Source organism: Pseudomonas sp. Pseusp21 (assembly GCF_059492145.1).
Map to the genome: position 1 here is coordinate 1,699,537 of NZ_CP168520.1, position 21,800 is coordinate 1,721,336.

Genomic DNA, 21,800 nt, shown 5'->3' on the forward strand with positions numbered 1-21,800 from the left:
AAACCCTTAGGCGTGTCAGGCATTGAGCGCGGAAGCCGCCAGTTGGGCGACTTTCAGCTGCCCGGCGGCGGCTTTTTGCTCGTCATCCTCCATGAACCATGCGGCAGACAGTCCGGCAAAGGCCAATACCCATTGCAGCAAGCGGCTTCGCTCGATGCCCGCTGTTGCGCAGATCACCTCGACTTGCCGCTGAAAGCGCTCCGGATCGGTGGCCGTCGGCAGTTCCGGGTTGCAGATCAGGTTGGCGTAGTCATAACCACGCTCGCCCCGCACCCGCTTGGGGTCGATGGCCAGCCAGCCCCGTGGGCCGAAATCGAGGACGTTGTCGTGGTGCATGTCGCCGTGCAGCACCACCACGTCGTGCGGTTCGGCGAGCAAGGTATCGGCGATTTGCAGGCATTCGGCGTATTGGCCGCCGTATCGGGCCGCGGCCATTGTTAATGATGCAAACCATGGCGCCAGCTCCACCAACGGCGGTGGCTGCGTCGGTCGCGGTGCGTGCAGGTGCGCCAGCGCTCGACACATGATCCGTGTGGCTTCGTCGTCTTCGCCGTTGAGCGCCATGTGCATCAGCGAACGCTGGCCCATCGCCCGCTCCAGCAACAGGCTCTCGTCGTGATGGGCGAGCACCCGGGCGGCACCGTCGCCGCCCCACCAGGTCATCAGCAGGTTGCCGTACTTTTCCTCCTCGTCCACCGCGACTTTCAGCATCGCCGGAGTATTGCCCTGACGCACAGGTAACAGGCGGCTGCCCGGGGTGATGATTGGCTCACCGTCTGGCGTCAGCGCCCAGCGTTCCAGCCACGGCGTAAACAGGTCGGGATCAGCCACCTTCACGCTCACGGGCCCGGTCGCTCTCCGCGAGGAAGTGCTCAAGCCGACTCAACTGTTCCTCCCAGCCCCGACTGTCCATGTAGTACGCCTCTTTCTGACGCACGTCGGGAATGTGTGCAAAACCTGACTCGGAGACTTTCAGCAGCGTGCCGTTCTCGTAGTCCTGCAGTTCGAATCTGACCAGGGTGGTCGGTTCCTGCGAGTAGTCGATTTTCGGATTTACCGCATAGGGATGCCAGCGGAAGGAGAACAGCTGCTGCGGCTCGACCCGCTCCACCAGCACGTTCCAGAGCACATGTTCATAACCGGGGTACGTCACCTGCCCCTGCGTCCATTCGCCCGCGATAAACCGCCGGCCCTCCAGCGCAACGCCGAACCACTGGCCGAACGCCTCGGCATCGACCAGGGCGCGCCAGACATGGGAGCGCGGCGACCTGAGCATGATCTTGCGTTCAAAGCTGTTGGGTACTGGTTTCATACGTCACCTCCTGTTTTGAACAGTAGGCTTGTATGACCACATGTCCAATCCGAAGTTGTATCGATCCACTGCAAAGGGCGGGTCTGATTGAAATATCCGGCAGTATTTTGGGGCACCGGTTCGTCAGAATGCGCACGGATCAGCGCGGCGAAACTGCTAACGTTCGCAGCGAATTGAACGACACAAGGACGTCATCATGCAGCCCTCCCTCCCCGAACGTTACCGTGGCGCCCTGCTCGGCCTGGCCTGCGGCGATGCCGTGGGAACCACCGTCGAATTCCAGCCTCGCGGCAGCTTCCAGCCCCTGACCGACATGGTCGGTGGCGGGCCTTTTCACTTGAAGCCCGGACAATGGACCGACGACACCTCGATGGCGTTGTGTCTGGCAGAAAGCCTGCTGAACAAAAATGCTTTCGATGCCGCTGACCAGATGGGCCGCTATCTGAACTGGTGGCAGTGGGGTTATCTGAGTTCGACTGGCGAATGCTTCGATATCGGCATGACCGTGAGTCAGGCTCTGGATCGCTATCAACAAACCGGAGAGCCGTTTGCCGGCTCTACTGACCCGCACAGTGCCGGCAATGGCTCGTTGATGCGACTGGTGCCTGTGGTTCTGTTCTATTTCCCCGATGCCCGGCAAATCAGGCGATTCGCCGCTGACAGTTCACGCACCACCCACGCGGCGCCCGAGGCCATCGAATGTTGCCAACTGTTTGCCGAACTGCTCTGCAAGGCCCTGGAAGGCGCATCGAAAGCGCAACTGCGCACTCTGCCCCAAACATCCTTCCACCAGCCCAAGGTGGCGGCGATTGCCCGGGGTAACTACCTGCACAAGACCGAGCGCGAAATCCGCGGCAGCGGCTACTGCGTCGAATCCCTGGAAGCGGCGTTATGGTGCTTCCAGCACACCAACAGCTTTGCCGCCGCCGTCCTGCAAGCGGCCAACTTGGGCGATGACGCAGACACCACGGCCGCCATTGTCGGTCAGTTGGCCGGAGCCCATTACGGCGTGCAGGGAATCCCGTTCGGATGGCTGGAAAAACTGCATGACGGAGAGGAAATTGCGGCGACTGCCGAACGGTTGCTCAACGCATCCAGACATCGCACACCTTGTTAGCGCCACGAAGTCGCTAAACTGCCCGGCACGTTCATTCATCAAAGCGAGATGACTCATGTCCCCACGCCTGCTTCTGGCCCTGACACCCTTTCTTTTCACTTCCGTCGTCCACGCCGCCGTGGACTGCGCCAATGCCAGCGATCAGGCGACGATGAATCAGTGCGCCGCGCAGGAAAACAAGGCGGCGGACAAGGAGTTGAACTCGGTTTATCAGCAGATTACCGCCCGGTTGAAGGACAACCCTGATGGCAAAAAACTGCTGGTGAGCGCGCAGCGGGCCTGGATCGGGTTTCGCGATGCCGAGTGCAAGTTTTCGGCATCCGGGGTGGCAGGCGGGAGTGTTTATCCGTTGATCTACAACAATTGCATCGCCTCGGTGACAAAGACGCGAACCGAGGCGCTCAAGCAATACTTGAAGTGTGAGGAGGGTGACATGAGCTGCCCGGTGCCCGGGGCCTGATTTTTGTAGCGGTTTCGAAGGCCTCTTCGCGGGCAAGCCCGCTTCCACATTTGAACCGCATTTCAAATGTGGGAGCGAGCTTGCTCGCGATGGCTTCAGGGCGATCGCAAGCACTACCGGCGCTACGGCAGGTGGGGTGCCTCAGCGTTGCCACACCTCGCCATTCACGAAAAACGCTCGGGCATTGTCTTCGAGACTTTCCAGGTGATAACCGCCCTCCTGCACGATCAGGCATGGCAGGCCCAGGCTGCGAATCCGTTCGCCCAATGCTGCAAAACCTTCACGGGTCACGGCGACTTTGCTTTGCGGGTCCAGCTCATAGATATCGAAGCCCAGCGACAGCACCAGCACCTCGGCGCCGAACTCGCGTACCGCGTTCAATGCGACTTCCAGTTGCCCGAGGAAATCCACTTCGCTTGATCCATGAGCCATCGGCAGGTTGAGGTTGAAGCCCTCCCCCGCGCCGCTGCCACGTTCGTCGGCGAACCCGGCGACGCCCGGATAGAAGTTGGTCGGATCGCCATGCACCGAGACGTAGAGCACGTCATCGCGGTCGTAAAAAATCTCCTGGATGCCCTGACCGTGGTGCATGTCGGTGTCGAGCACGGCGACTTTTTCAAACTTGTCCCGCAGCACCTGCGCCGCCACCGCCGCGTTGTTGACGTAGCAGAAACCGCCCGCCGCTTCGGCCCGGGCGTGATGCCCCGGCGGACGGCACAGCGCGTACGCCGCCGGCTCGCCATCGATCAAGGCCTGAGCCCCAGCCACTGCGCTTTGGGCCGACCAGTAGGCCGAGCGCCAGGTCTGCTCGCCCACCGGGCAACTGCCGTCCGCCAGATACCGTGCCGCCTGGGCGAGGATGCCGCGCAAGGCGTTGGGTTCGCGGACGAAGATGTTCGACATCACCTCGTCGCCCCAGTCTTCGGGGATTTCTTTCCAGCGTGCGTGCGCTTCCTGAAGGAACGTCAGATACGGTGCGCCATGCACCGCCAGCAGCGGCGCGAGACCGGCATCGGCGGGTTGCTCGACACTGAAGCCCAAACCGTGGGCGGCCTGCACCAGACGCTGCGCACGCTCGGGGACTTCCTGCGGCGTACGCATCTGCCCGCGCGAGTAATAGCTGCGTGGATGGTGGAGCAATTGTTCGGCATGGAAAAAACTGCGCATGATTCAGACTCCCTGTTCGATTAGACCGGCGCGGGCCAGCACGGCGTTGAGCAATACGTCGGTGCCCTGCTTCACATCTTCGGGCAACACGTCCTCGGCTTCGTTGTGACTCAAGCCGCCGACGCACGGGATGAACACCATCGCCGTCGGGCAGTAGCGTGCGAGATGAATCGCGTCATGCCCGGCGCCGCTGACAATCGACTGCTGAGCGTAGCCCAGCGCATCCACCGCTTCTTGCACGGCTGCCACGCATTCGGCGTCGAACGGCGTGGCCGGGCTGATCCAGTGCGGGGTGATCGTCAGGTTCAAGCCCCGGCCATCGGCAATCGCCTGCAACCGGGCGCGGACTTGTTGTTCCATCGCGGCAATCGCTTCGTCACGGTGATGACGCAGATCGACGGTGAAATTCACCAGCCCCGGAATGGTATTGCGCGAGGACTTGTTGATACTCAACTCGCCGACCGTGGTCAGGCCTTCGGGGGCAAAATCCGTGGCCAAGCCTTCAATCGCCTGAATCATCCGCGCCACGCCGTACAGCGCATCTTTGCGCAGCGGCATCGGCGTGGTGCCGGCGTGAGCGGCCATGCCTTCGACACGCACATCGAGCCAGCGGATCGCCTGACCACCCGTGACCACGCCGATGCTTTTGGCGTTGTCTTCAAGGATCGGGCCTTGCTCGATGTGCGCCTCAAAATACGCATCCACCGCGCCGCCCAACGGACGTTCACCGGCGTAACCGCTACGCTGCAACGCTTCGGCAACGCTGATGCCATCGACATCACGTACCGCCAGCGCAGCGTCCAAATCCATGATCCCGGTGAACACCGCCGAGCCGAACATGGCCGGGGTGAAGCGCGCACCTTCTTCGTTGGTCCACACCGCCACTTCCAGCGGTTTGCGGGTCTGGATGTTCTGGTCGTTGAGGCAACGTACCACTTCCAGACCGGCGAGTACGCCGTAGACGCCGTCGAAACGCCCGCCTTCGGGCTGGGTGTCGAGGTGGCTGCCCATCATCACCGGCGCGGCGTCCGGATCGGTGCCGGCGCGACGGGCGAACAGGTTGCCGATGGCGTCCACGCTCAGGGTCATGCCGGCTTCGCGGCACCAGTGGGCGAACAGTTCGCGACCGGCCTTGTCTTCGTCGCTCAATGCCAGACGGCAGCTGCCGCCTCGGGCTGTCGCACCGATTTCGGCCATGGCCATCAGGCTCGCCCACAGGCGTTCGCCATTGATCTTCAACATGAGGTTCTCCTGAAATTCCGGGTCAGGCACGGGCCAGTTCCGCGCGACGGGCGCTGGCGTGACGCCGGGCGAGGGACAGCACACAGATCAGCGAAATGCCGGCGATCAGGCTGTAGAACACCGCCATCGGCCACCACTGCCCGGTGAACTTGTGCGCGAGCATCGTGCCGATCAGTGGCGTCAACCCACCGGCCACCGCGCCGCAAATCTGATAGGCCAGCGAGATCGCGGTGTAGCGCACGCGAGTCTCGAACATGCCGCTGACGTACCCGGCGATCACTGCGTAGAACGACGCCATGCACACCACCGCCAGCGCGATGCCGAGGATGATCAGCGGCGCCTGGGCCAAACTGACCAGCACGAACATCGGGTACGGCGAGACCATCGCCAGCAGCGACACCAGACACAGGAAACGTGTCGCGCCGATCTTCTCCGCCGTCCACGCGGCCAGCGGCTGGATGCAGAACTGGATGATCGCAACGAAAAACAGGCATTCGAGAATCAGCGAACGTGGCAGTGCCAGTTGCTGAGTGGTGTAGGCGATCATGAAGGTGTTGGTGAAATACACCCCGGCGATGCCCAGCGTGTTGGCGCCGATGCACAGCAACAGCGGACGCCACGCGGTGCGCAGTACTTCCATGACCGGCGCCTGTTCTTTCTTGATTTGCTTGCTGGCCTGCTCGCGGCTGGCGAGGAATTCCGGCGACTCGTTCACGCCCAGGCGAATCGCCAGGCCCACCAGCAGCAACAGCGCACTGGCGAGGAACGGCAGGCGCCAGCCCCAGCTCATCAGGTCTTCTTCCGGCAAACGGGTCACGGCACTGAAGGCCAGCAGCGACAGGATCAAACCCGCCGGACTGCCCAGTTGCGCGAACGAAGCGAAGAAATTGCGCCGGCCCTTCGGCGCATGCTCACCGGCCATCAACACCGCCCCGCCCCACTCGCCACCAACGGCGATGCCCTGGACGATGCGCAGCAGAATCAGCAGCACCGGTGCTGCCGCGCCGATCTGCGCGTAGGTCGGCAACAGGCCGATGCACACCGTCACTACGCCCATCATCAACAGCGTGATGATCAGGGATTTCTTGCGACCGATACGGTCGCCGATATGACCGAAAATGATCCCGCCCAACGGCCGGGCAAAGAAGCCCACGGCGAAGGTGCCGAACGCCGCCATGGTGCTGAACAGCGGATCGTCGGAGGGAAAGAACAGCGCGCCGAACACCAGTGCGGCGGCGGTGGCGTAGATGTAAAAGTCGTACCACTCGATCATGGTGCCGATGAAGGCTGCGGCCGCCGCACGGCGCGGCTGGTTCGAAGCGTGGGGCTTCATGGGGTCGGGCTCCTTTGATTGTTTTTTTGGCAGGAGGAAAACGCTGAATCCGAGACGCTCTGGCGGCGCCTGTCGTGGGGTGATTTATCGTCCCGGGGCTATGATTAGTCAATTTTCTATTTATTATTCCGAGTATTACCCCACCTTATAATCGAGAAATCCCATGGCCGAACGCGACGTCCAGCGCCTGCTCAACGACCGCCTCGACTGGAACCTGCTGCGTACCTTCCGGGTAATCGGCCAGGAGCTGAGCATCAGCCGCGCCGCCGCGCGTCTGCACCTGACCCAACCGGCGGTGAGCCAGGCACTCAAGCGTCTGGAGGAGCAACTGGGTCGCCAGCTGATCGCCCGGCGCGGCCCGCGCTTTGCCCTCACCGAAGTCGGCGAGCAGATCTTCGAACTGGCCGGCGAGATCTACGGGCAGATGTCCCAGGTCAGCAGCCTGCTGGAGCAACCGGCCGACGAAGTGATCGGCAAGGTGCGACTGCTGATCATCAGCCGGATCTTTTCCGAGCGTTTCGATGACTTCCTTGCTGACTTTCATCGGCAGTATCCGAGGGTGGATCTGGAGGTGGATGTGATGCGCAGTTCGGACATCGTCAGCGCGCTTCAGGAGAAAACCGCGACCCTTGGTCTGAGCCTCAATCGCCGCCCGCAACCGCGTCTGGAACAGCGTCTGTTTCTGCGTCAACGCTATGCGTTTTTCTGTGGCAAACACCACGCGCTGTTTGGCCGACAGGACATCGGCGAAGGCGATTTGCAGCGGGAAAACTTCGTCAGTTTCACCAGCGACCAGATTGGCGGGATGCTTTCGCCGCTGACGATTTTTCGTGATCAGCAAGGCTTCAGCGGACGCATCGTCGCCTCATCGCCAAGCCTTGAGGAAGTGCGGCGACTGGTGATCGCCGGGTTCGGTATCGGTTGTTTGCCGGAGCACGTGGTGGCGGCGGACGTCGAGGCCGGATTGCTCTGGCGCCTGCCGCCCCACGAGGGGATTGCCGATGTCGACATTCATCTGCTGTGGAACCGCGACCAGCGCATGAGTCGCGCCGAAACGCTGTTCATCGAACGCTTGCAGGCCTGCCTGGCGGATCAGTAACCGAGCAGGCGATCCGCGCTGTTGAGCAGCGGTTCGCCGACGTTCAAACGGCGAAAGTTCTCGGCGATCTGTTCGGCGATGCAGTCGTGCGAAGCTGCCGAAGCCATGTGCGGGGTGACGGTTACACCCGGAGTTTTCCACAGCGAATGCTCGACGGGCAGCGGTTCCTGCTCGAAGACATCCAGCAGTGCACCGCGCAGTTTTCCACGGGCCAGTGCCTGTTGCAGATCGTCGATGTTCAGGTGCCCGCCGCGCCCGACGTTGACCAGCGCCGCGCCGTTGGCCAGCCGTTCTAACGTCTCGCGATTGAGGATGCCGCGCGTCTCGTGGGTGAGCGGCAACAGATTGATCAGCAACTCCACGCCGTCGAGGAACGGGTTGAAGCCATCGCTGCCGGCGAAGGTCTGCACGCCCGGCAAATCCTTGCTGCTGCGCGCCCAGCCACGCACCTCGTAACCGGCGCTCGCCAGGTCTTGGGCGATCGCGCTGCCGAGCGAGCCGAGACCCATCACACCGATCCGAAACTCATGGGCCGGGCGTTGCAGCGGTCGCTCCCAATGCTGTTGGCGCTGTTGCTCCAGCACTTGATCGAAGCCGCGATGAAAATGAATCACCGCCCAGCGCACATACTCGGTCATGCCTTGGCGATGGCCGGGATCAACCACCCTGCACACCGGCAGATCCGGGCACGACGGATCGTGCTCCAGGTGATCGATGCCGGCGGCGACCGAGTGAATCACTTGCAGATTGGGCAACGCGGCGAGGCTGTCCGGCAGCGGAAACCAGCACGCCGCGATCTGCGCATTCGCCGCCCGGGGATCGTCGGCCAGCACCGCTGAAAGCTGCGGCGCACGGCGGGCAAAGGCCTCCTGCAATTGTTTGAGCAACAGCGTATCGCGGGACATCAGTGCAACGGTATTCATGACAGATAGGACTCGCGCTGGGATTCGATCAGGGTCAGTGCGGCCTCCCAGGCCAAGTCGATGATGTTGTCCTGATCATCGCGGTCGAACTGTTCGGCGGTGTGGGCGCAGACTTCCGGCGACGGGAAATGCAGCTCGCAACCGCCGGCCAGCGCTTGCACCTGGGCTTGGCAGGCGCGCTCCAGAAAGTGGATTTCCTGGAATGCCTGGGCCACGCCGGAACCACCGACCAGCAGGCCGTGGTTGCGCAGGATCATCGCTCGGTGCGGGCCGAGATCGGCGATCAAACGCTCACGTTCATCCAGCGACAGCGCGATGCCTTCGTAGGTGTGGTAAGCAAGTTTTCCGTAGAACTTCAGTGCGTGCTGACTGATCGGCAGCAGGCCTTGTTTCTGCGCGGCGACGGCCATGCCGGCGGCCGTGTGGGTGTGGATCACGCAGTTCAGATCCGGCCGCGCCATGTGGATCGCCGAATGGATCACGAAGCCGGCGGCGTTGACCCGATGCCCGGCGTATTCAGGATCGACGATGCGCCCGTCCTGATCGATGCGCACCAGATCGGAGGCACGCATGCGGTCGAAAATCACCCCGTAGCGGTTGATCAGGAAATGATGCTCAGGCCCCGGAATCCGCAGGGTGATGTGGGTGTCGATAAGGTCGGTCATGCGAAAGTGCGCGATCAATCGGTACAACGCCGCGAGCTCGCAGCGGGCTTGCCATTCGATCGGGTCAATATGGGCGGGCTTACTCACGAATACACCTCTTTGCTGTTATGAAGGACGACCGGGTTGGCCCGCAAGCGCGCGAGGCCGCAGACACCGATCAGGGACAGGGCCGACAGCAGCGTGAAGAACACCGCCAATGGCAGCCACTGTCCGGAGAACTTGCTGGCCAGCAGCGTGCCGATCAGCGGCGTGGTGCCGCCGGCTACTGCGCAGCTCAATTGGTAAGCGATGGAAATGCCCGAGTAACGCAGGTGCACCGGGAAGGCCTGGGTCATGTACCCGGCGATCACCGCGTACAAGGCCGAGAGAATCACCACCGCGACAGCGATGCCGAGGGTCATCAACAGAATGTTTTGAGTGCCGACCAGCAGGAACATCGGGTACGGCGTGCCCATGCACAGCAACGCCACCAACATCAGAAATCGGCCTTCGCCGATGCGCTCGGCGAGCAGTGCCGACAACGGTTGCGAGAGCAGTTGAATGACCGTCACCAGGAACAGGCAGTCGAGAATGGTTGCGCGCGGGATGCCCTGATATTGGGTGACGTAGGTGATCATGAAGGTGTTGGTGAAGAAGAACCCGGCCGAGCCGATGGTGACGGCGGCGGCAGCAAAAAGGATCTGCCGCCAGCATTGACGGATTACGTCTTTCACTGGGTATTTCGCGGTTTCGTTGTTGTCCTTGGCCTTGGCGAATTCCGGCGACTCATGCACCCCGGAGCGGATCATCAGGCCGACCATCATCAACACGCCGCTGGCGAGAAACGGCAGACGCCAGCCCCAGGCGAGGAAGTCTTCCGGGGACAGCGACGTCACCAGTCGAAACGCGATCAACGCCAGCAGCAAACCCGCCGAGCTGCCGAGTTGTGCAAAGGAGGCATAGAAGGTTTTACGCTTGGCCGGGGCGTGCTCACTGGCCATCAACACTGCCCCGCCCCACTCGCCGCCGACGGAAATGCCCTGAATCAGGCGCAATACGATCAACCCGATCGGCGCCCAGATGCCGACGCTGGCGTAGCTCGGCAACAGACCGATACCCGCCGTGGCCAAGCCCATCAGTGCCATGGTCACCAGCAACATATTCTTGCGGCCGAGGCGATCACCCAAATGGCCGAACACCATGCCGGCCATCGGACGGGCGATGAAGCCTACGGCGAAACTGCCGAACGCGGCGAGGGTGCTAGTCACCGGGTCGCTGCTGGGAAAGAACACTTGCCCGAGCACCAGTGCGGCGGCGGTGGCGTAGATGTAGAAATCGTAGAACTCGATGGTCGTGCCAATGAAGGCAGCGGCCGCGGCGCGACGCGGCTGAGCGGTGGTGTGCATGCAAGAACCCTGTGTATTTATAGTTTTGGGCAGGTGTCGAAGCGGCTGACGGTCGCGCTCTGTGGCGCTTGTGGGCTTTATCGCTTCCGTGAAAGGATTAGTCAATTTTCAAAAACTTATCTTTACTATTAGCGTGGCTACTACATGACTTCCTCCGCAAATCCCTGGATTGGCAGGCGTTTTCTCAATGACCGGCTGGATTGGAACCTGCTTCGCACGTATCTGGTGATCGGGCAGGAAGGCAGCATGAGTCGCGCCGCAGCGCGATTGCACATCACCCAGTCGGCGGTCAGTCAGGCGTTGAAACGTCTAGAAGAACAATTGGATTGTGTGTTGATTGCGCGCAGTGGACGGCGCTTTGATCTGACGGAAACCGGGGAAGAAGTCCTGCGGATTGCGGCGGATATCTACGGCGATATTTCCCGTTTGGGCACGGTGGTCGAGAACCGCCATGACGACGTTGTCGGCAAGATCCGCATCCTGACTGTCAGTGGCGTGCAGGCGCGGCATTACGATGAGTTTCTTGCGGATTTCCACGAAACTCACCCGAAAATCGAGTTGGAAGTCGAGGTGATGGGCAGCTCGAACATCATCAGTTCATTGCTGCAAAAGACCGCTACGGTCGGAGTCGGACTGTGTCGTCTACCACAGCCTCGGCTGGAGCAGCGGGTACTGTTCCGAGAGCGCTACGCCTACTTTTGCGGGCAACGGCATCGACTGTTCGGACAACAGAATCTGACGCTGGAGCAACTGGCGGCGGAGAACTTTGTCAGTTTCACCAGCGATCAGCTCGGCGGCAATCTTTCGCCGTTGACGCTGTTTCGTGACCAGCAGGGCTTTACCGGCAAGATTGTCGCCTCTTCCACCAGTTTTGAAGAGATTTACCGCCTGATCTGTGCAGGGTTCGGGATTGGTTGCTTGCCGATTCACCTTGTTCGACGGGATGTCGAACAGGGTTTGCTGTGGCGTTTGCCGCCGGAGGATGGGGTGGTGGATTTCGATATCCAGCTGCTGTGGAATCGCGAACAGAAGATGACTCAGGCGGAAACGGTGTTCCTCGACAGCTTCCAGCACATGCTCAGCTTGCGTGAGCCTGTGCTGTGAAGCTGGAGCGAGTTACACGTGGGGATCGCCCGGCGCTTTGGTAGGCGCCGCATATTGCGGCTTGAGGTGACCGTCCTGGTCGAGTAGCCAGGCGTCCATGATCTGCCGCACTACGGGACCTGCGACGCGGCCACCGGCCTCGCCGTTTTCGATCATCACCGAAATCACGATCTTCGGATGCTCGGCCGGAGCAAAGCCGACGAACAAGGCGTTGTCGCGATGGCGCTCAAGGGTTTTCTCGCGGTTGTAGCGCTCGCCCTGCTTAATCGCCACCACCTGCGCCGTACCACTCTTGCCGGCGATGCGATATTGCGCACCGGCCGCCGCCGCACGGGCAATGCCTCGGGCGTCGTGCATCACCATCTGCATGCCGTGGTTGACCTGCTCCCAGTCACGGGGATCCTTGAGCAGAATGTTCGGCATCGGGTGCTCGTCCACCGGTGCCACTCCGTCGACGGTCTTGGCCAGGTGCGGACGGTTCCAGATGCCCTTGTTGGCAATCAGTGCGGTGGCTTGAGCCAGTTGCAACGGCGTGACCTGCATGTAGCCCTGACCGATGCCGAGGATCACGGTTTCGCCGGGGAACCAGGCTTGTCGGCGCGTGGCGCGCTTCCATGCCTGGGACGGCATCAGGCCGGGTGACTCCTCGAACATGTCCAGCGAGACTTTCTCGCCGAGACCGAACATCGCCATGTAGTCATGCAGGCGATCGATGCCGAGCTTGTGCGCCAGGTCGTAGAAGTAGGTGTCGTTGGAGCGCATGATCGCCGCGTCCATGTCCACCCAGCCATCGCCGCTGTGGTTCCAGTTGCGGTATTTGTGGTCGAAGTCCGGGAGTTGGTAGTAGCCAGGATCGAAGACGCGGGTCTGAGGCGTGACCACGCCGGCATCGAGACCGGCAATCGCCACCTCTGGCTTGATCGTCGAACCGGGCGCATACAGACCGCGCAAAACGCGGTTGAACAGCGGGCGGTCGATGGAATCGCGCAGCGCGGAATATTCCTTGGAGCTGATGCCGGTCACGAACAGATTGGGGTCGAAGCTCGGGTTGCTGACCATGGCCAGCACTTCGCCGGTCGAGGGGTCCAGCGCAACCACTGAGCCGCGACGGTCGCCCAGTGCGGCTTCGGCGGCTTCCTGGAGTTTGACGTCGAGACTCAGGACGATGTTTTTGCCTGGTATCGGATCGGTGTGTTTCAGCACGCGCAGTACGCGGCCCTGAGCGTTGGTCTCTACTTCCTCGTAACCGACGTGGCCGTGCAGTTGTGGCTCGTAAAAGCGTTCGATCCCGGTCTTGCCGATGGATTGGGTACCACGGTATTCGACGGAATCGAGGGTTTTGGATTCTTTTTCGTTTATACGGCCGACGTAGCCGATCGAGTGTGCAAAGTGCGCACCCAAAGGGTAGTTACGGACGAATTGTGGCTCGACATCCAGGCCTGGCAGACGGAACTCGTTAACTGCCAGCACGGCGATCTGTTCTTCGGTCAGCTCATAGAACAGCGTTACGGGTGTAAACGGGTGACGCGACTGCTTCATGGCCTTATCGAAGACTGTGCGGTCTTCGGCGGGCAGGTGCAGGAGGTTGATGACTTCATCCAGCTCCTGGTTGACGTCAGTCGCGCGCTCTCTTGTGATCGTCAGGTTGTAGCTGGGACGGTTGTCGGCCAGCAACACACCATTGCGATCGTAGATCAGGCCGCGTGTCGGCGGGATCGGCAGGACATGGACGCGATTGTTTTCGGAGATGGTCGAGTGGTAGTCGAACTCGACGACTTGCAGGATGTACAGGCGCACCACCAGGGCGCAACTAATGGCGAACACAAACAAGGCACAGGCGATCAGGCGTTTGTTGACCAGCCGCGTCTCTTTTTCGTGATCTTTGATTGGGATGGGTTCGGGCATTTCTGCAGCCACTCTTTGACAAAAAAATGAGCGCCGATCCTTGGGCGTGACATCAGTCCGTTAAAAAACGAGCTGCACCATACCAAAAACCGGGCGGTCATTTCAGAGGGATTTCCCCAATGGTTGTGATCGTGACGGTTGGAGCTTCAGCTTCCTCCAGGCACTTTCCTGCAGGCAAAACAAAACCCCAACTGCTTTCGCAATTGGGGTTTCGGAATTTAATCTTGACGATGACCTACTCTCACATGGGGAAACCCCACACTACCATCGGCGATGCATCGTTTCACTTCTGAGTTCGGGATGGGATCAGGTGGTTCCAACGCTCTATGGTCGTCAAGAAATTCGGGTACTGACTCGTGACCAGATGGCCTCGCTTCAGCAAATTGGGTATGTGACAGCTGTCGGTGTTTTGTGAGCGTCGAACTTTCGGTTCATTGCGTCTTCACACACCGCAATCTGGTCTCTTTCGAGTCTACAGATTGCTTGGGTGTTATATGGTCAAGCCTCACGGGCAATTAGTATTGGTTAGCTCAACGCCTCACAGCGCTTACACACCCAACCTATCAACGTCGTAGTCTTCGACGGCCCTTCAGGGAACTCAAGGTTCCAGTGAGATCTCATCTTGAGGCAAGTTTCCCGCTTAGATGCTTTCAGCGGTTATCTTTCCCGAACATAGCTACCCGGCAATGCCACTGGCGTGACAACCGGAACACCAGAGGTTCGTCCACTCCGGTCCTCTCGTACTAGGAGCAGCCCCTCTCAAATCTCAAACGTCCACGGCAGATAGGGACCGAACTGTCTCACGACGTTCTAAACCCAGCTCGCGTACCACTTTAAATGGCGAACAGCCATACCCTTGGGACCGGCTTCAGCCCCAGGATGTGATGAGCCGACATCGAGGTGCCAAACACCGCCGTCGATATGAACTCTTGGGCGGTATCAGCCTGTTATCCCCGGAGTACCTTTTATCCGTTGAGCGATGGCCCTTCCATACAGAACCACCGGATCACTAAGACCTACTTTCGTACCTGCTCGACGTGTCTGTCTCGCAGTCAAGCGCGCTTTTGCCTTTATACTCTACGACCGATTTCCGACCGGTCTGAGCGCACCTTCGTACTCCTCCGTTACTCTTTAGGAGGAGACCGCCCCAGTCAAACTACCCACCATACACTGTCCTCGATCCGGATAACGGACCTGAGTTAGAACCTCAAAGTTGCCAGGGTGGTATTTCAAGGATGGCTCCACGCGAACTGGCGTCCACGCTTCAAAGCCTCCCACCTATCCTACACAAGCAAATTCAAAGTCCAGTGCAAAGCTATAGTAAAGGTTCACGGGGTCTTTCCGTCTAGCCGCGGATACACTGCATCTTCACAGCGATTTCAATTTCACTGAGTCTCGGGTGGAGACAGCGCCGCCATCGTTACGCCATTCGTGCAGGTCGGAACTTACCCGACAAGGAATTTCGCTACCTTAGGACCGTTATAGTTACGGCCGCCGTTTACCGGGGCTTCGATCAAGAGCTTCGCGTTAGCTAACCCCATCAATTAACCTTCCGGCACCGGGCAGGCGTCACACCCTATACGTCCACTTTCGTGTTTGCAGAGTGCTGTGTTTTTAATAAACAGTCGCAGCGGCCTGGTATCTTCGACCGGCGTGGGCTTACGCAGCAAGTGCTTCACCCTCACCGGCGCACCTTCTCCCGAAGTTACGGTGCCATTTTGCCTAGTTCCTTCACCCGAGTTCTCTCAAGCGCCTTGGTATTCTCTACCCAACCACCTGTGTCGGTTTGGGGTACGGTTCCTGGTTATCTGAAGCTTAGAAGCTTTTCTTGGAAGCATGGCATCAACCACTTCGTCGCCTAAAGGCAACTCGTCATCAGCTCTCGGCCTTGAAACCCCGGATTTACCTAAGATTTCAGCCTACCACCTTAAACTTGGACAACCAACGCCAAGCTGGCCTAGCCTTCTCCGTCCCTCCATCGCAATAACCAGAAGTACAGGAATATTAACCTGTTTTCCATCGACTACGCTTTTCAGCCTCGCCTTAGGGACCGACTAACCCTGCGTCGATTAACGTTGCGCAGGAAACCTTGGTCTTTCGGCGTGGGTGTTTTTCACACCCATTGTCGTTACTCATGTCAGCATTCGCACTTCTGATACCTCCAGCAAGCTTCTCAACTCACCTTCACAGGCTTACAGAACGCTCCTCTACCGCATCACTTGCGTGATACCCGTAGCTTCGGTGTATGGTTTGAGCCCCGTTACATCTTCCGCGCAGGCCGACTCGACTAGTGAGCTATTACGCTTTCTTTAAAGGGTGGCTGCTTCTAAGCCAACCTCCTAGCTGTCTAAGCCTTCCCACATCGTTTCCCACTTAACCATAACTTTGGGACCTTAGCTGACGGTCTGGGTTGTTTCCCTTTTCACGACGGACGTTAGCACCCGCCGTGTGTCTCCCATGCTCGGCACTTGTAGGTATTCGGAGTTTGCATCGGTTTGGTAAGTCGGGATGACCCCCTAGCCGAAACAGTGCTCTACCCCCTACAGTGATACATGAGGCGCTACCTAAATAGCTTTCGAGGAGAACCAGCTATCTCCGAGCTTGATTAGCCTTTCACTCCGATCCACAGGTCATCCGCTAACTTTTCAACGGTAGTCGGTTCGGTCCTCCAGTCAGTGTTACCTAACCTTCAACCTGCCCATGGATAGATCGCCCGGTTTCGGGTCTATTCCCAGCGACTAGACGCCCTATTAAGACTCGCTTTCGCTACGCCTCCCCTATTCGGTTAAGCTCGCCACTGAAAATAAGTCGCTGACCCATTATACAAAAGGTACGCAGTCACAGAACAAAGTCTGCTCCCACTGCTTGTACGCATACGGTTTCAGGATCTATTTCACTCCCCTCTCCGGGGTTCTTTTCGCCTTTCCCTCACGGTACTAGTTCACTATCGGTCAGTCAGTAGTATTTAGCCTTGGAGGATGGTCCCCCCATATTCAGACAAAGTTTCTCGTGCTCCGTCCTACTCGATTTCATGACTAAGAGACTTTCGCGTACAGGGCTATCACCCACTATGGCCGCACTTTCCAGAGCGTTCCGCTAATCTCAAAGCCACTTAAGGGCTAGTCCCCGTTCGCTCGCCACTACTAAGGGAATCTCGGTTGATTTCTTTTCCTCAGGGTACTTAGATGTTTCAGTTCCCCTGGTTCGCCTCTTGCACCTATGTATTCAGTGCAAGATAACCATCTTGTGATGGCTGGGTTCCCCCATTCAGACATCTCCGGATCAAAGTCTGTTTGCCGACTCCCCGAAGCTTTTCGCAGGCTACCACGTCTTTCATCGCCTCTGACTGCCAAGGCATCCACCGTATGCGCTTCTTCACTTGACCATATAACCCCAAGCAATCTGGTTATACTGTGAAGACGACATTCGCCGAAAATTCGAATTTCTCAACTAAGAGAACTCACAAATTTTACCTTAGCCTGATCACCACCAGTGAAAGTGGCCATCAGTCTATCTTTCTATCACATACCCAAATTTTTAAAGAACGATCTAATCAAAAGACTAGAAATCAATATTCAACTCGAATATTCATTTCTAAACTCTCAAACTTTCGAAGCAGTTTATGGTGGAGCCAAGCGGGATCGAACCGCTGACCTCCTGCGTGCAAGGCAGGCGCTCTCCCAGCTGAGCTATGGCCCCATAACAAAATTGGTGGGTCTGGGCAGATTCGAACTGCCGACCTCACCCTTATCAGGGGTGCGCTCTAACCAACTGAGCTACAGACCCAATTTCGAGCTTGTAACTGCTAGCTGTGAGCTATCAGCTTGGAGCTTAAAGCTGCTTCTATCGTCTTCTTCAATGAATCAAGCAATTCGTGTGGGAACTTATGGAGCAGCTGATGTCGTCGATTAAGGAGGTGATCCAGCCGCAGGTTCCCCTACGGCTACCTTGTTACGACTTCACCCCAGTCATGAATCACACCGTGGTAACCGTCCTCCCGAAGGTTAGACTAGCTACTTCTGGTGCAACCCACTCCCATGGTGTGACGGGCGGTGTGTACAAGGCCCGGGAACGTATTCACCGCGACATTCTGATTCGCGATTACTAGCGATTCCGACTTCACGCAGTCGAGTTGCAGACTGCGATCCGGACTACGATCGGTTTTATGGGATTAGCTCCACCTCGCGGCTTGGCAACCCTTTGTACCGACCATTGTAGCACGTGTGTAGCCCAGGCCGTAAGGGCCATGATGACTTGACGTCATCCCCACCTTCCTCCGGTTTGTCACCGGCAGTCTCCTTAGAGTGCCCACCATAACGTGCTGGTAACTAAGGACAAGGGTTGCGCTCGTTACGGGACTTAACCCAACATCTCACGACACGAGCTGACGACAGCCATGCAGCACCTGTCTCAATGTTCCCGAAGGCACCAATCCATCTCTGGAAAGTTCATTGGATGTCAAGGCCTGGTAAGGTTCTTCGCGTTGCTTCGAATTAAACCACATGCTCCACCGCTTGTGCGGGCCCCCGTCAATTCATTTGAGTTTTAACCTTGCGGCCGTACTCCCCAGGCGGTCAACTTAATGCGTTAGCTGCGCCACTAAGAGCTCAAGGCTCCCAACGGCTAGTTGACATCGTTTACGGCGTGGACTACCAGGGTATCTAATCCTGTTTGCTCCCCACGCTTTCGCACCTCAGTGTCAGTATCAGTCCAGGTGGTCGCCTTCGCCACTGGTGTTCCTTCCTATATCTACGCATTTCACCGCTACACAGGAAATTCCACCACCCTCTACCATACTCTAGCTCGCCAGTTTTGGATGCAGTTCCCAGGTTGAGCCCGGGGATTTCACATCCAACTTAACGAACCACCTACGCGCGCTTTACGCCCAGTAATTCCGATTAACGCTTGCACCCTCTGTATTACCGCGGCTGCTGGCACAGAGTTAGCCGGTGCTTATTCTGTCGGTAACGTCAAAATTGCAGAGTATTAATCTACAACCCTTCCTCCCAACTTAAAGTGCTTTACAATCCGAAGACCTTCTTCACACACGCGGCATGGCTGGATCAGGCTTTCGCCCATTGTCCAATATTCCCCACTGCTGCCTCCCGTAGGAGTCTGGACCGTGTCTCAGTTCCAGTGTGACTGATCATCCTCTCAGACCAGTTACGGATCGTCGCCTTGGTGAGCCATTACCTCACCAACTAGCTAATCCGACCTAGGCTCATCTGATAGCGCAAGGCCCGAAGGTCCCCTGCTTTCTCCCGTAGGACGTATGCGGTATTAGCGTTCCTTTCGAAACGTTGTCCCCCACTACCAGGCAGATTCCTAGGCATTACTCACCCGTCCGCCGCTGAATTCAGGAGCAAGCTCCCTTCATCCGCTCGACTTGCATGTGTTAGGCCTGCCGCCAGCGTTCAATCTGAGCCATGATCAAACTCTTCAGTTCAAACATCTTTGGGTTTTTAAGAAACCCTAAACTTGGCTCAGCAATCGTTGGTTACATCTTTGATTTCTCGCGGAGTAACTTGTGATGCTGATAATCTTGTTGACTATCAGTCTGACTCCACAAGCACCCACACGAATTGCTTGATTCAGTTGTTAAAGAGCGGTTGGTTAAGATCTTTCGTCTCAACCGAGGCGCGCATTCTACAGCAGCCTCATTTGCTGTCAAGTGATTATCTTCAGAAGTTTTCGAAGATTTCTTCAACAACTTCAACCACTTGCGCTTCCGATCTCTCGTTAGCGGGAGGCGAATTCTACAGCGTTACACGCTGCTGTCAACACCTCTTTTTCTCCGCTTTCGACCGAGAAGATCGAATCGTTGAAAGCACCAAAAGAACCGGCATTTCCAACTCCTTCCAGGCTTCGATGAACTGAAGCGACCCGCCTTCGAAACCTACTTAACTCATTGAATCTCAAGGAGTTTTCCGTTTCGACTGCGCCGGAAGTGGGGCGAATTATAGAGACTCAGAATCTGCCGTCAACCCTTAATTTGAATTTTCTATCAAGAGAAGGAAAAAGACCGCTTCTATATAGACGGGGACTTGGCGAGTGCGCACTATATTGCCCAATACAACAGCTACTCTTCGGATGATGCCACGCAATGAACGATCAACCTCGCAGCCTTGCCTCAACTCTGTTCCCGGTTGGCCTGCTATTAATAGCCATGGCATCAATCCAGTCAGGCGCTTCGCTGGCCAAAAGCATGTTCCCTATCGTTGGAGCCCAAGGTACTACTACCCTTCGCCTGATCTTCGCCAGCGTGATCATGCTGTTATTGCTCAAACCCTGGAGAGCGAAGCTGACAGCCAAATCACTGCGCACAGTGATTATCTACGGGATGGCGCTAGGCGGCATGAACTTCCTTTTCTACATGTCGTTGCGCACCGTTCCGCTCGGCATCGCAGTCGCGCTGGAGTTCACGGGTCCGCTGGCAGTAGCTATCTATGCCTCGCGTCGCGCGATCGATTTTCTCTGGATTGCCCTGGCTGCTATCGGCTTGTTGCTGTTGATACCGACCGGCGCCACGACAACGGGTATCGATCTGATCGGTGCAGGTTATGCGCTGGGAGCCGGCGCGTGCTGGGCCTTGTATATCCTGTTTGGCCAGAAGGCTGGAGCAGATAATGGCGTGACCACCGCGGCGCTTGGCGTGATGATCGCAGCCCTGTTCGTCGCCCCCATAGGCATCGTCCACGCCGGCAGCGCACTGCTGACACCCGCATTGATCCCGATCGCTATCGGGGTCGCGATCCTGTCCACAGCTCTCCCCTACACACTGGAAATGGTCGCCCTTACCCGCATGCCCGCCCGCACCTTCGGCACGCTGATGAGCATCGAACCGGCCTTCGGCGCACTCTCGGGTCTGTTTTTCCTTCAGGAATACCTCTCTTTGTCACAATGGATGGCGATCCTGTGCATTATTCTGGCCTCCGTAGGAGCAACCATGACGATGGGCAGCACCTCTAAACCCGCCATCGCGGCAGATTGAAAGAGGATTTTACGAAGGTCTGGCAATTGGCGTTCATTTAGGCCATGTTTAGCCTCGCAACCCAGTGCCAGACATGGATTTTTTCGGATAGGGATATCGGAACGCTTCAAGCGAGAGCGCATACAGGCAGACCCGAGCGTCAGACTCGAGGCGGCCATAAGGACGGTAATGAAACGAATTTTGATACTGATCGCCATACTCGCCGTTGCGGGCTGCGCGGCGACGTCGAAGACCCAGGTCAAACACGGCAAAAAAGGGCTGCACATCAACTGTTCGGGGTTGTCCTCCTCTTGGGACAAGTGCTACGCCAGTGCCGCGAACTCTTGCGCGCCGAAGGGCTACAAAGTCATTGCAAAATCTGGCGACACCGTGGAAGAGCCAGGTGATTATCCCTTTGGCCTCAACCCCGCCGGCTATACCAGCCGTAGCATGATCGTCATCTGCAAATAAATCATCGCCCCTACTGCGTTCGCGAAGCGGCGAGCTGGATCCCGATCTCTTCACGGCATGAATCCAGCACCCGCTGCTGAATCCTGGGCGACGCCAGCATACGCGCCACCACCAGTGCTCCGACGCATTGCGACAGAATTGCCCAGGCCAGGCTGTCACTTTCCAGAATTTGCGCCCAATTCTCCTGAAGTTTGCAAATCCACAGCTCGGCCTGCTCCCGCACAACAATATCGGACCGCGCGATCTCGGCGCCCAACGCAGGCAATGCGCAGCCCAGATCAGGCTGCTCGACATGGTCCATGTTCAGATACAGTTTCAAGCATCGCTCCAACCGTTCGCGATCCTGCGTACCCTGCCCGCCCAAGCGCTCCAGACTCTGGCCCAACTCGCGTTCGACGATCGCCGCGAACAAGGCGTCCTTGGACGAGAAATGACTGTAGAACGCCGCCCCGCTCAAGCCGATCGCCTTCATCAGACCATCGACGCCCATTGATGAAAACCCATTTTTTTTCGCAGACAACGAGCTGCTTTGCAGGAGCTTTTCTTTGGTTTCCAGCTTGTGACCGGCGGAATACCGCATGTTTTGTCCTCACATCGAGTGCCTTGACGCTGAGCAAATCCTAACATAACGTTCGTTCACTTAACGA

General features: G+C 58.1%; 16 protein-coding genes, 2 tRNA genes and 3 rRNA genes. 6 read left to right on the plus strand and 15 right to left on the minus strand.

Features of this window, described 5'->3' with window-relative positions; genetic code table 11:
- Positions 1-15 precede the first annotated feature (15 nt).
- Together ACEN93_RS07545 and ACEN93_RS07550 are read right to left on the minus strand one after the other, a co-directional pair.
- The gene (locus ACEN93_RS07545) at positions 16-831 is read right to left on the minus strand and encodes an aminoglycoside phosphotransferase family protein (protein WP_080770672.1); all 816 of its coding nucleotides are present in this window, start codon (positions 829-831) and stop codon (positions 16-18) included.
- A complete protein-coding gene (locus ACEN93_RS07550) occupies positions 824-1,312 on the minus strand; it encodes an SRPBCC family protein (RefSeq protein ID WP_039772808.1) in 489 nt (162 codons plus the stop codon). The genes ACEN93_RS07545 and ACEN93_RS07550 overlap by 8 nt, the downstream gene beginning before the upstream one ends.
- Before the next feature lie 196 nt (positions 1,313-1,508).
- On the opposite strand from ACEN93_RS07550, the gene ACEN93_RS07555 reads away from it, so the two are divergent.
- Positions 1,509-2,429, plus strand: a complete 921-nt coding sequence (locus ACEN93_RS07555) for an ADP-ribosylglycohydrolase family protein (RefSeq protein ID WP_074689268.1) — start codon at positions 1,509-1,511, stop codon at positions 2,427-2,429.
- Between the two features lie 55 nt (positions 2,430-2,484).
- Positions 2,485-2,889, plus strand: a complete 405-nt coding sequence (locus ACEN93_RS07560) for a lysozyme inhibitor LprI family protein (RefSeq protein ID WP_103386731.1) — start codon at positions 2,485-2,487, stop codon at positions 2,887-2,889.
- 141 nt (positions 2,890-3,030) lie between these two features.
- On the opposite strand, the gene ACEN93_RS07565 is transcribed toward ACEN93_RS07560, so the two are convergent.
- From ACEN93_RS07565 to ACEN93_RS07575, 3 genes are read right to left on the minus strand one after another with little or no spacing between them, the layout of a single operon-like run.
- Positions 3,031-4,056, minus strand: coding sequence for a histone deacetylase family protein (locus tag ACEN93_RS07565; protein WP_495611265.1), 1,026 nt, complete (start codon positions 4,054-4,056; stop codon positions 3,031-3,033).
- Between the two features lie 3 nt (positions 4,057-4,059).
- Complete coding sequence (locus ACEN93_RS07570; protein WP_074689274.1) at positions 4,060-5,298, minus strand: Zn-dependent hydrolase; 1,239 nt, start codon at positions 5,296-5,298, stop codon at positions 4,060-4,062.
- Between the two features lie 22 nt (positions 5,299-5,320).
- A complete protein-coding gene (locus ACEN93_RS07575; protein WP_495611266.1) occupies positions 5,321-6,631 on the minus strand; it encodes an MFS transporter in 1,311 nt (436 codons plus the stop codon).
- Between the two features lie 163 nt (positions 6,632-6,794).
- Between ACEN93_RS07575 and ACEN93_RS07580 the strand changes: the two genes are divergently transcribed.
- Positions 6,795-7,730, plus strand: coding sequence for a LysR family transcriptional regulator (locus tag ACEN93_RS07580; protein WP_007953119.1), 936 nt, complete (start codon positions 6,795-6,797; stop codon positions 7,728-7,730).
- On the opposite strand, the gene ACEN93_RS07585 is transcribed toward ACEN93_RS07580, so the two are convergent.
- Genes ACEN93_RS07585 through ACEN93_RS07595 form a run of 3 tightly spaced genes read right to left on the minus strand, consistent with a single transcriptional unit; the run spans position 7,724 to position 10,703 of the window.
- Complete coding sequence (locus ACEN93_RS07585; RefSeq protein ID WP_103386725.1) at positions 7,724-8,653, minus strand: 2-hydroxyacid dehydrogenase; 930 nt, start codon at positions 8,651-8,653, stop codon at positions 7,724-7,726. The genes ACEN93_RS07580 and ACEN93_RS07585 overlap by 7 nt on opposite strands.
- Entirely contained in the window at positions 8,650-9,405 is a 756-nt protein-coding gene (locus tag ACEN93_RS07590) for a class II aldolase/adducin family protein (RefSeq protein WP_039772830.1), read from the minus strand. The genes ACEN93_RS07585 and ACEN93_RS07590 overlap by 4 nt, the downstream gene beginning before the upstream one ends.
- A complete protein-coding gene (locus ACEN93_RS07595; RefSeq protein ID WP_495611267.1) occupies positions 9,402-10,703 on the minus strand; it encodes an MFS transporter in 1,302 nt (433 codons plus the stop codon). Before ACEN93_RS07595 ends, ACEN93_RS07590 begins: the two co-directional genes overlap by 4 nt.
- A 144-nt stretch (positions 10,704-10,847) precedes the next feature.
- On the opposite strand from ACEN93_RS07595, the gene ACEN93_RS07600 reads away from it, so the two are divergent.
- Entirely contained in the window at positions 10,848-11,807 is a 960-nt protein-coding gene (locus ACEN93_RS07600) for a LysR family transcriptional regulator (protein ID WP_064381145.1), read from the plus strand.
- A gap of 12 nt (positions 11,808-11,819) precedes the next feature.
- Here the strand turns inward: ACEN93_RS07600 and mrdA are convergent, their stop codons facing one another.
- The 6 genes from mrdA to ACEN93_RS07630 form a co-directional block, all read right to left on the minus strand.
- A complete protein-coding gene (gene mrdA, locus ACEN93_RS07605) occupies positions 11,820-13,712 on the minus strand; it encodes a penicillin-binding protein 2 (RefSeq protein ID WP_039772833.1) in 1,893 nt (630 codons plus the stop codon).
- A 222-nt stretch (positions 13,713-13,934) separates the two neighbouring features.
- Positions 13,935-14,050, minus strand: a 5S ribosomal RNA gene (gene rrf, locus ACEN93_RS07610).
- 156 nt (positions 14,051-14,206) lie between these two features.
- Positions 14,207-17,097: ribosomal RNA gene (locus ACEN93_RS07615) — 23S ribosomal RNA — on the minus strand.
- 238 nt (positions 17,098-17,335) lie between these two features.
- A tRNA-Ala gene (locus ACEN93_RS07620) sits at positions 17,336-17,411 on the minus strand.
- A gap of 10 nt (positions 17,412-17,421) precedes the next feature.
- Positions 17,422-17,498, minus strand: a tRNA-Ile gene (locus tag ACEN93_RS07625).
- A 123-nt stretch (positions 17,499-17,621) separates the two neighbouring features.
- Positions 17,622-19,158, minus strand: a 16S ribosomal RNA gene (locus tag ACEN93_RS07630).
- The 16S, 23S and 5S rRNA genes sit together here with 2 tRNA genes alongside, the layout of an rRNA operon.
- 657 nt (positions 19,159-19,815) lie before the next feature.
- Between ACEN93_RS07630 and rhtA the strand changes: the two genes are divergently transcribed.
- Complete coding sequence (gene rhtA, locus ACEN93_RS07635) at positions 19,816-20,703, plus strand: threonine/homoserine exporter RhtA (protein ID WP_039770325.1); 888 nt, start codon at positions 19,816-19,818, stop codon at positions 20,701-20,703.
- 168 nt (positions 20,704-20,871) lie between these two features.
- Positions 20,872-21,153, plus strand: coding sequence for a hypothetical protein (locus tag ACEN93_RS07640; protein ID WP_007955851.1), 282 nt, complete (start codon positions 20,872-20,874; stop codon positions 21,151-21,153).
- Positions 21,154-21,163: 10 nt separating this feature from the next.
- On the opposite strand, the gene ACEN93_RS07645 is transcribed toward ACEN93_RS07640, so the two are convergent.
- Positions 21,164-21,733, minus strand: a complete 570-nt coding sequence (locus tag ACEN93_RS07645; RefSeq protein WP_495611268.1) for a TetR/AcrR family transcriptional regulator — start codon at positions 21,731-21,733, stop codon at positions 21,164-21,166.
- Between the last annotated feature and the right edge of the window lie 67 nt (positions 21,734-21,800).

Bases quoted from the DNA above. Each gene is read 5' to 3' on its own strand.
- ACEN93_RS07555 (WP_074689268.1), top strand. From the start codon at position 1,509: ATGCAGCCCTCCCTCCCCGAACGTTACCGTGGCGCCCTGCTCGGCCTG.
- ACEN93_RS07585 (WP_103386725.1), bottom strand. From the start codon at position 8,653: ATGAATACCGTTGCACTGATGTCCCGCGATACGCTGTTGCTCAAACAA.
- ACEN93_RS07565 (WP_495611265.1), bottom strand. From the start codon at position 4,056: ATGCGCAGTTTTTTCCATGCCGAACAATTGCTCCACCATCCACGCAGC.
- ACEN93_RS07550 (WP_039772808.1), bottom strand. From the start codon at position 1,312: ATGAAACCAGTACCCAACAGCTTTGAACGCAAGATCATGCTCAGGTCG.
- ACEN93_RS07580 (WP_007953119.1), top strand. From the start codon at position 6,795: ATGGCCGAACGCGACGTCCAGCGCCTGCTCAACGACCGCCTCGACTGG.
- mrdA (WP_039772833.1), bottom strand. From the start codon at position 13,712: ATGCCCGAACCCATCCCAATCAAAGATCACGAAAAAGAGACGCGGCTG.
- ACEN93_RS07570 (WP_074689274.1), bottom strand. From the start codon at position 5,298: ATGTTGAAGATCAATGGCGAACGCCTGTGGGCGAGCCTGATGGCCATG.
- ACEN93_RS07595 (WP_495611267.1), bottom strand. From the start codon at position 10,703: ATGCACACCACCGCTCAGCCGCGTCGCGCCGCGGCCGCTGCCTTCATT.
- ACEN93_RS07560 (WP_103386731.1), top strand. From the start codon at position 2,485: ATGTCCCCACGCCTGCTTCTGGCCCTGACACCCTTTCTTTTCACTTCC.
- ACEN93_RS07645 (WP_495611268.1), bottom strand. From the start codon at position 21,733: ATGCGGTATTCCGCCGGTCACAAGCTGGAAACCAAAGAAAAGCTCCTG.
- ACEN93_RS07575 (WP_495611266.1), bottom strand. From the start codon at position 6,631: ATGAAGCCCCACGCTTCGAACCAGCCGCGCCGTGCGGCGGCCGCAGCC.
- ACEN93_RS07640 (WP_007955851.1), top strand. From the start codon at position 20,872: ATGAAACGAATTTTGATACTGATCGCCATACTCGCCGTTGCGGGCTGC.
- rhtA (WP_039770325.1), top strand. From the start codon at position 19,816: ATGAACGATCAACCTCGCAGCCTTGCCTCAACTCTGTTCCCGGTTGGC.
- ACEN93_RS07600 (WP_064381145.1), top strand. From the start codon at position 10,848: ATGACTTCCTCCGCAAATCCCTGGATTGGCAGGCGTTTTCTCAATGAC.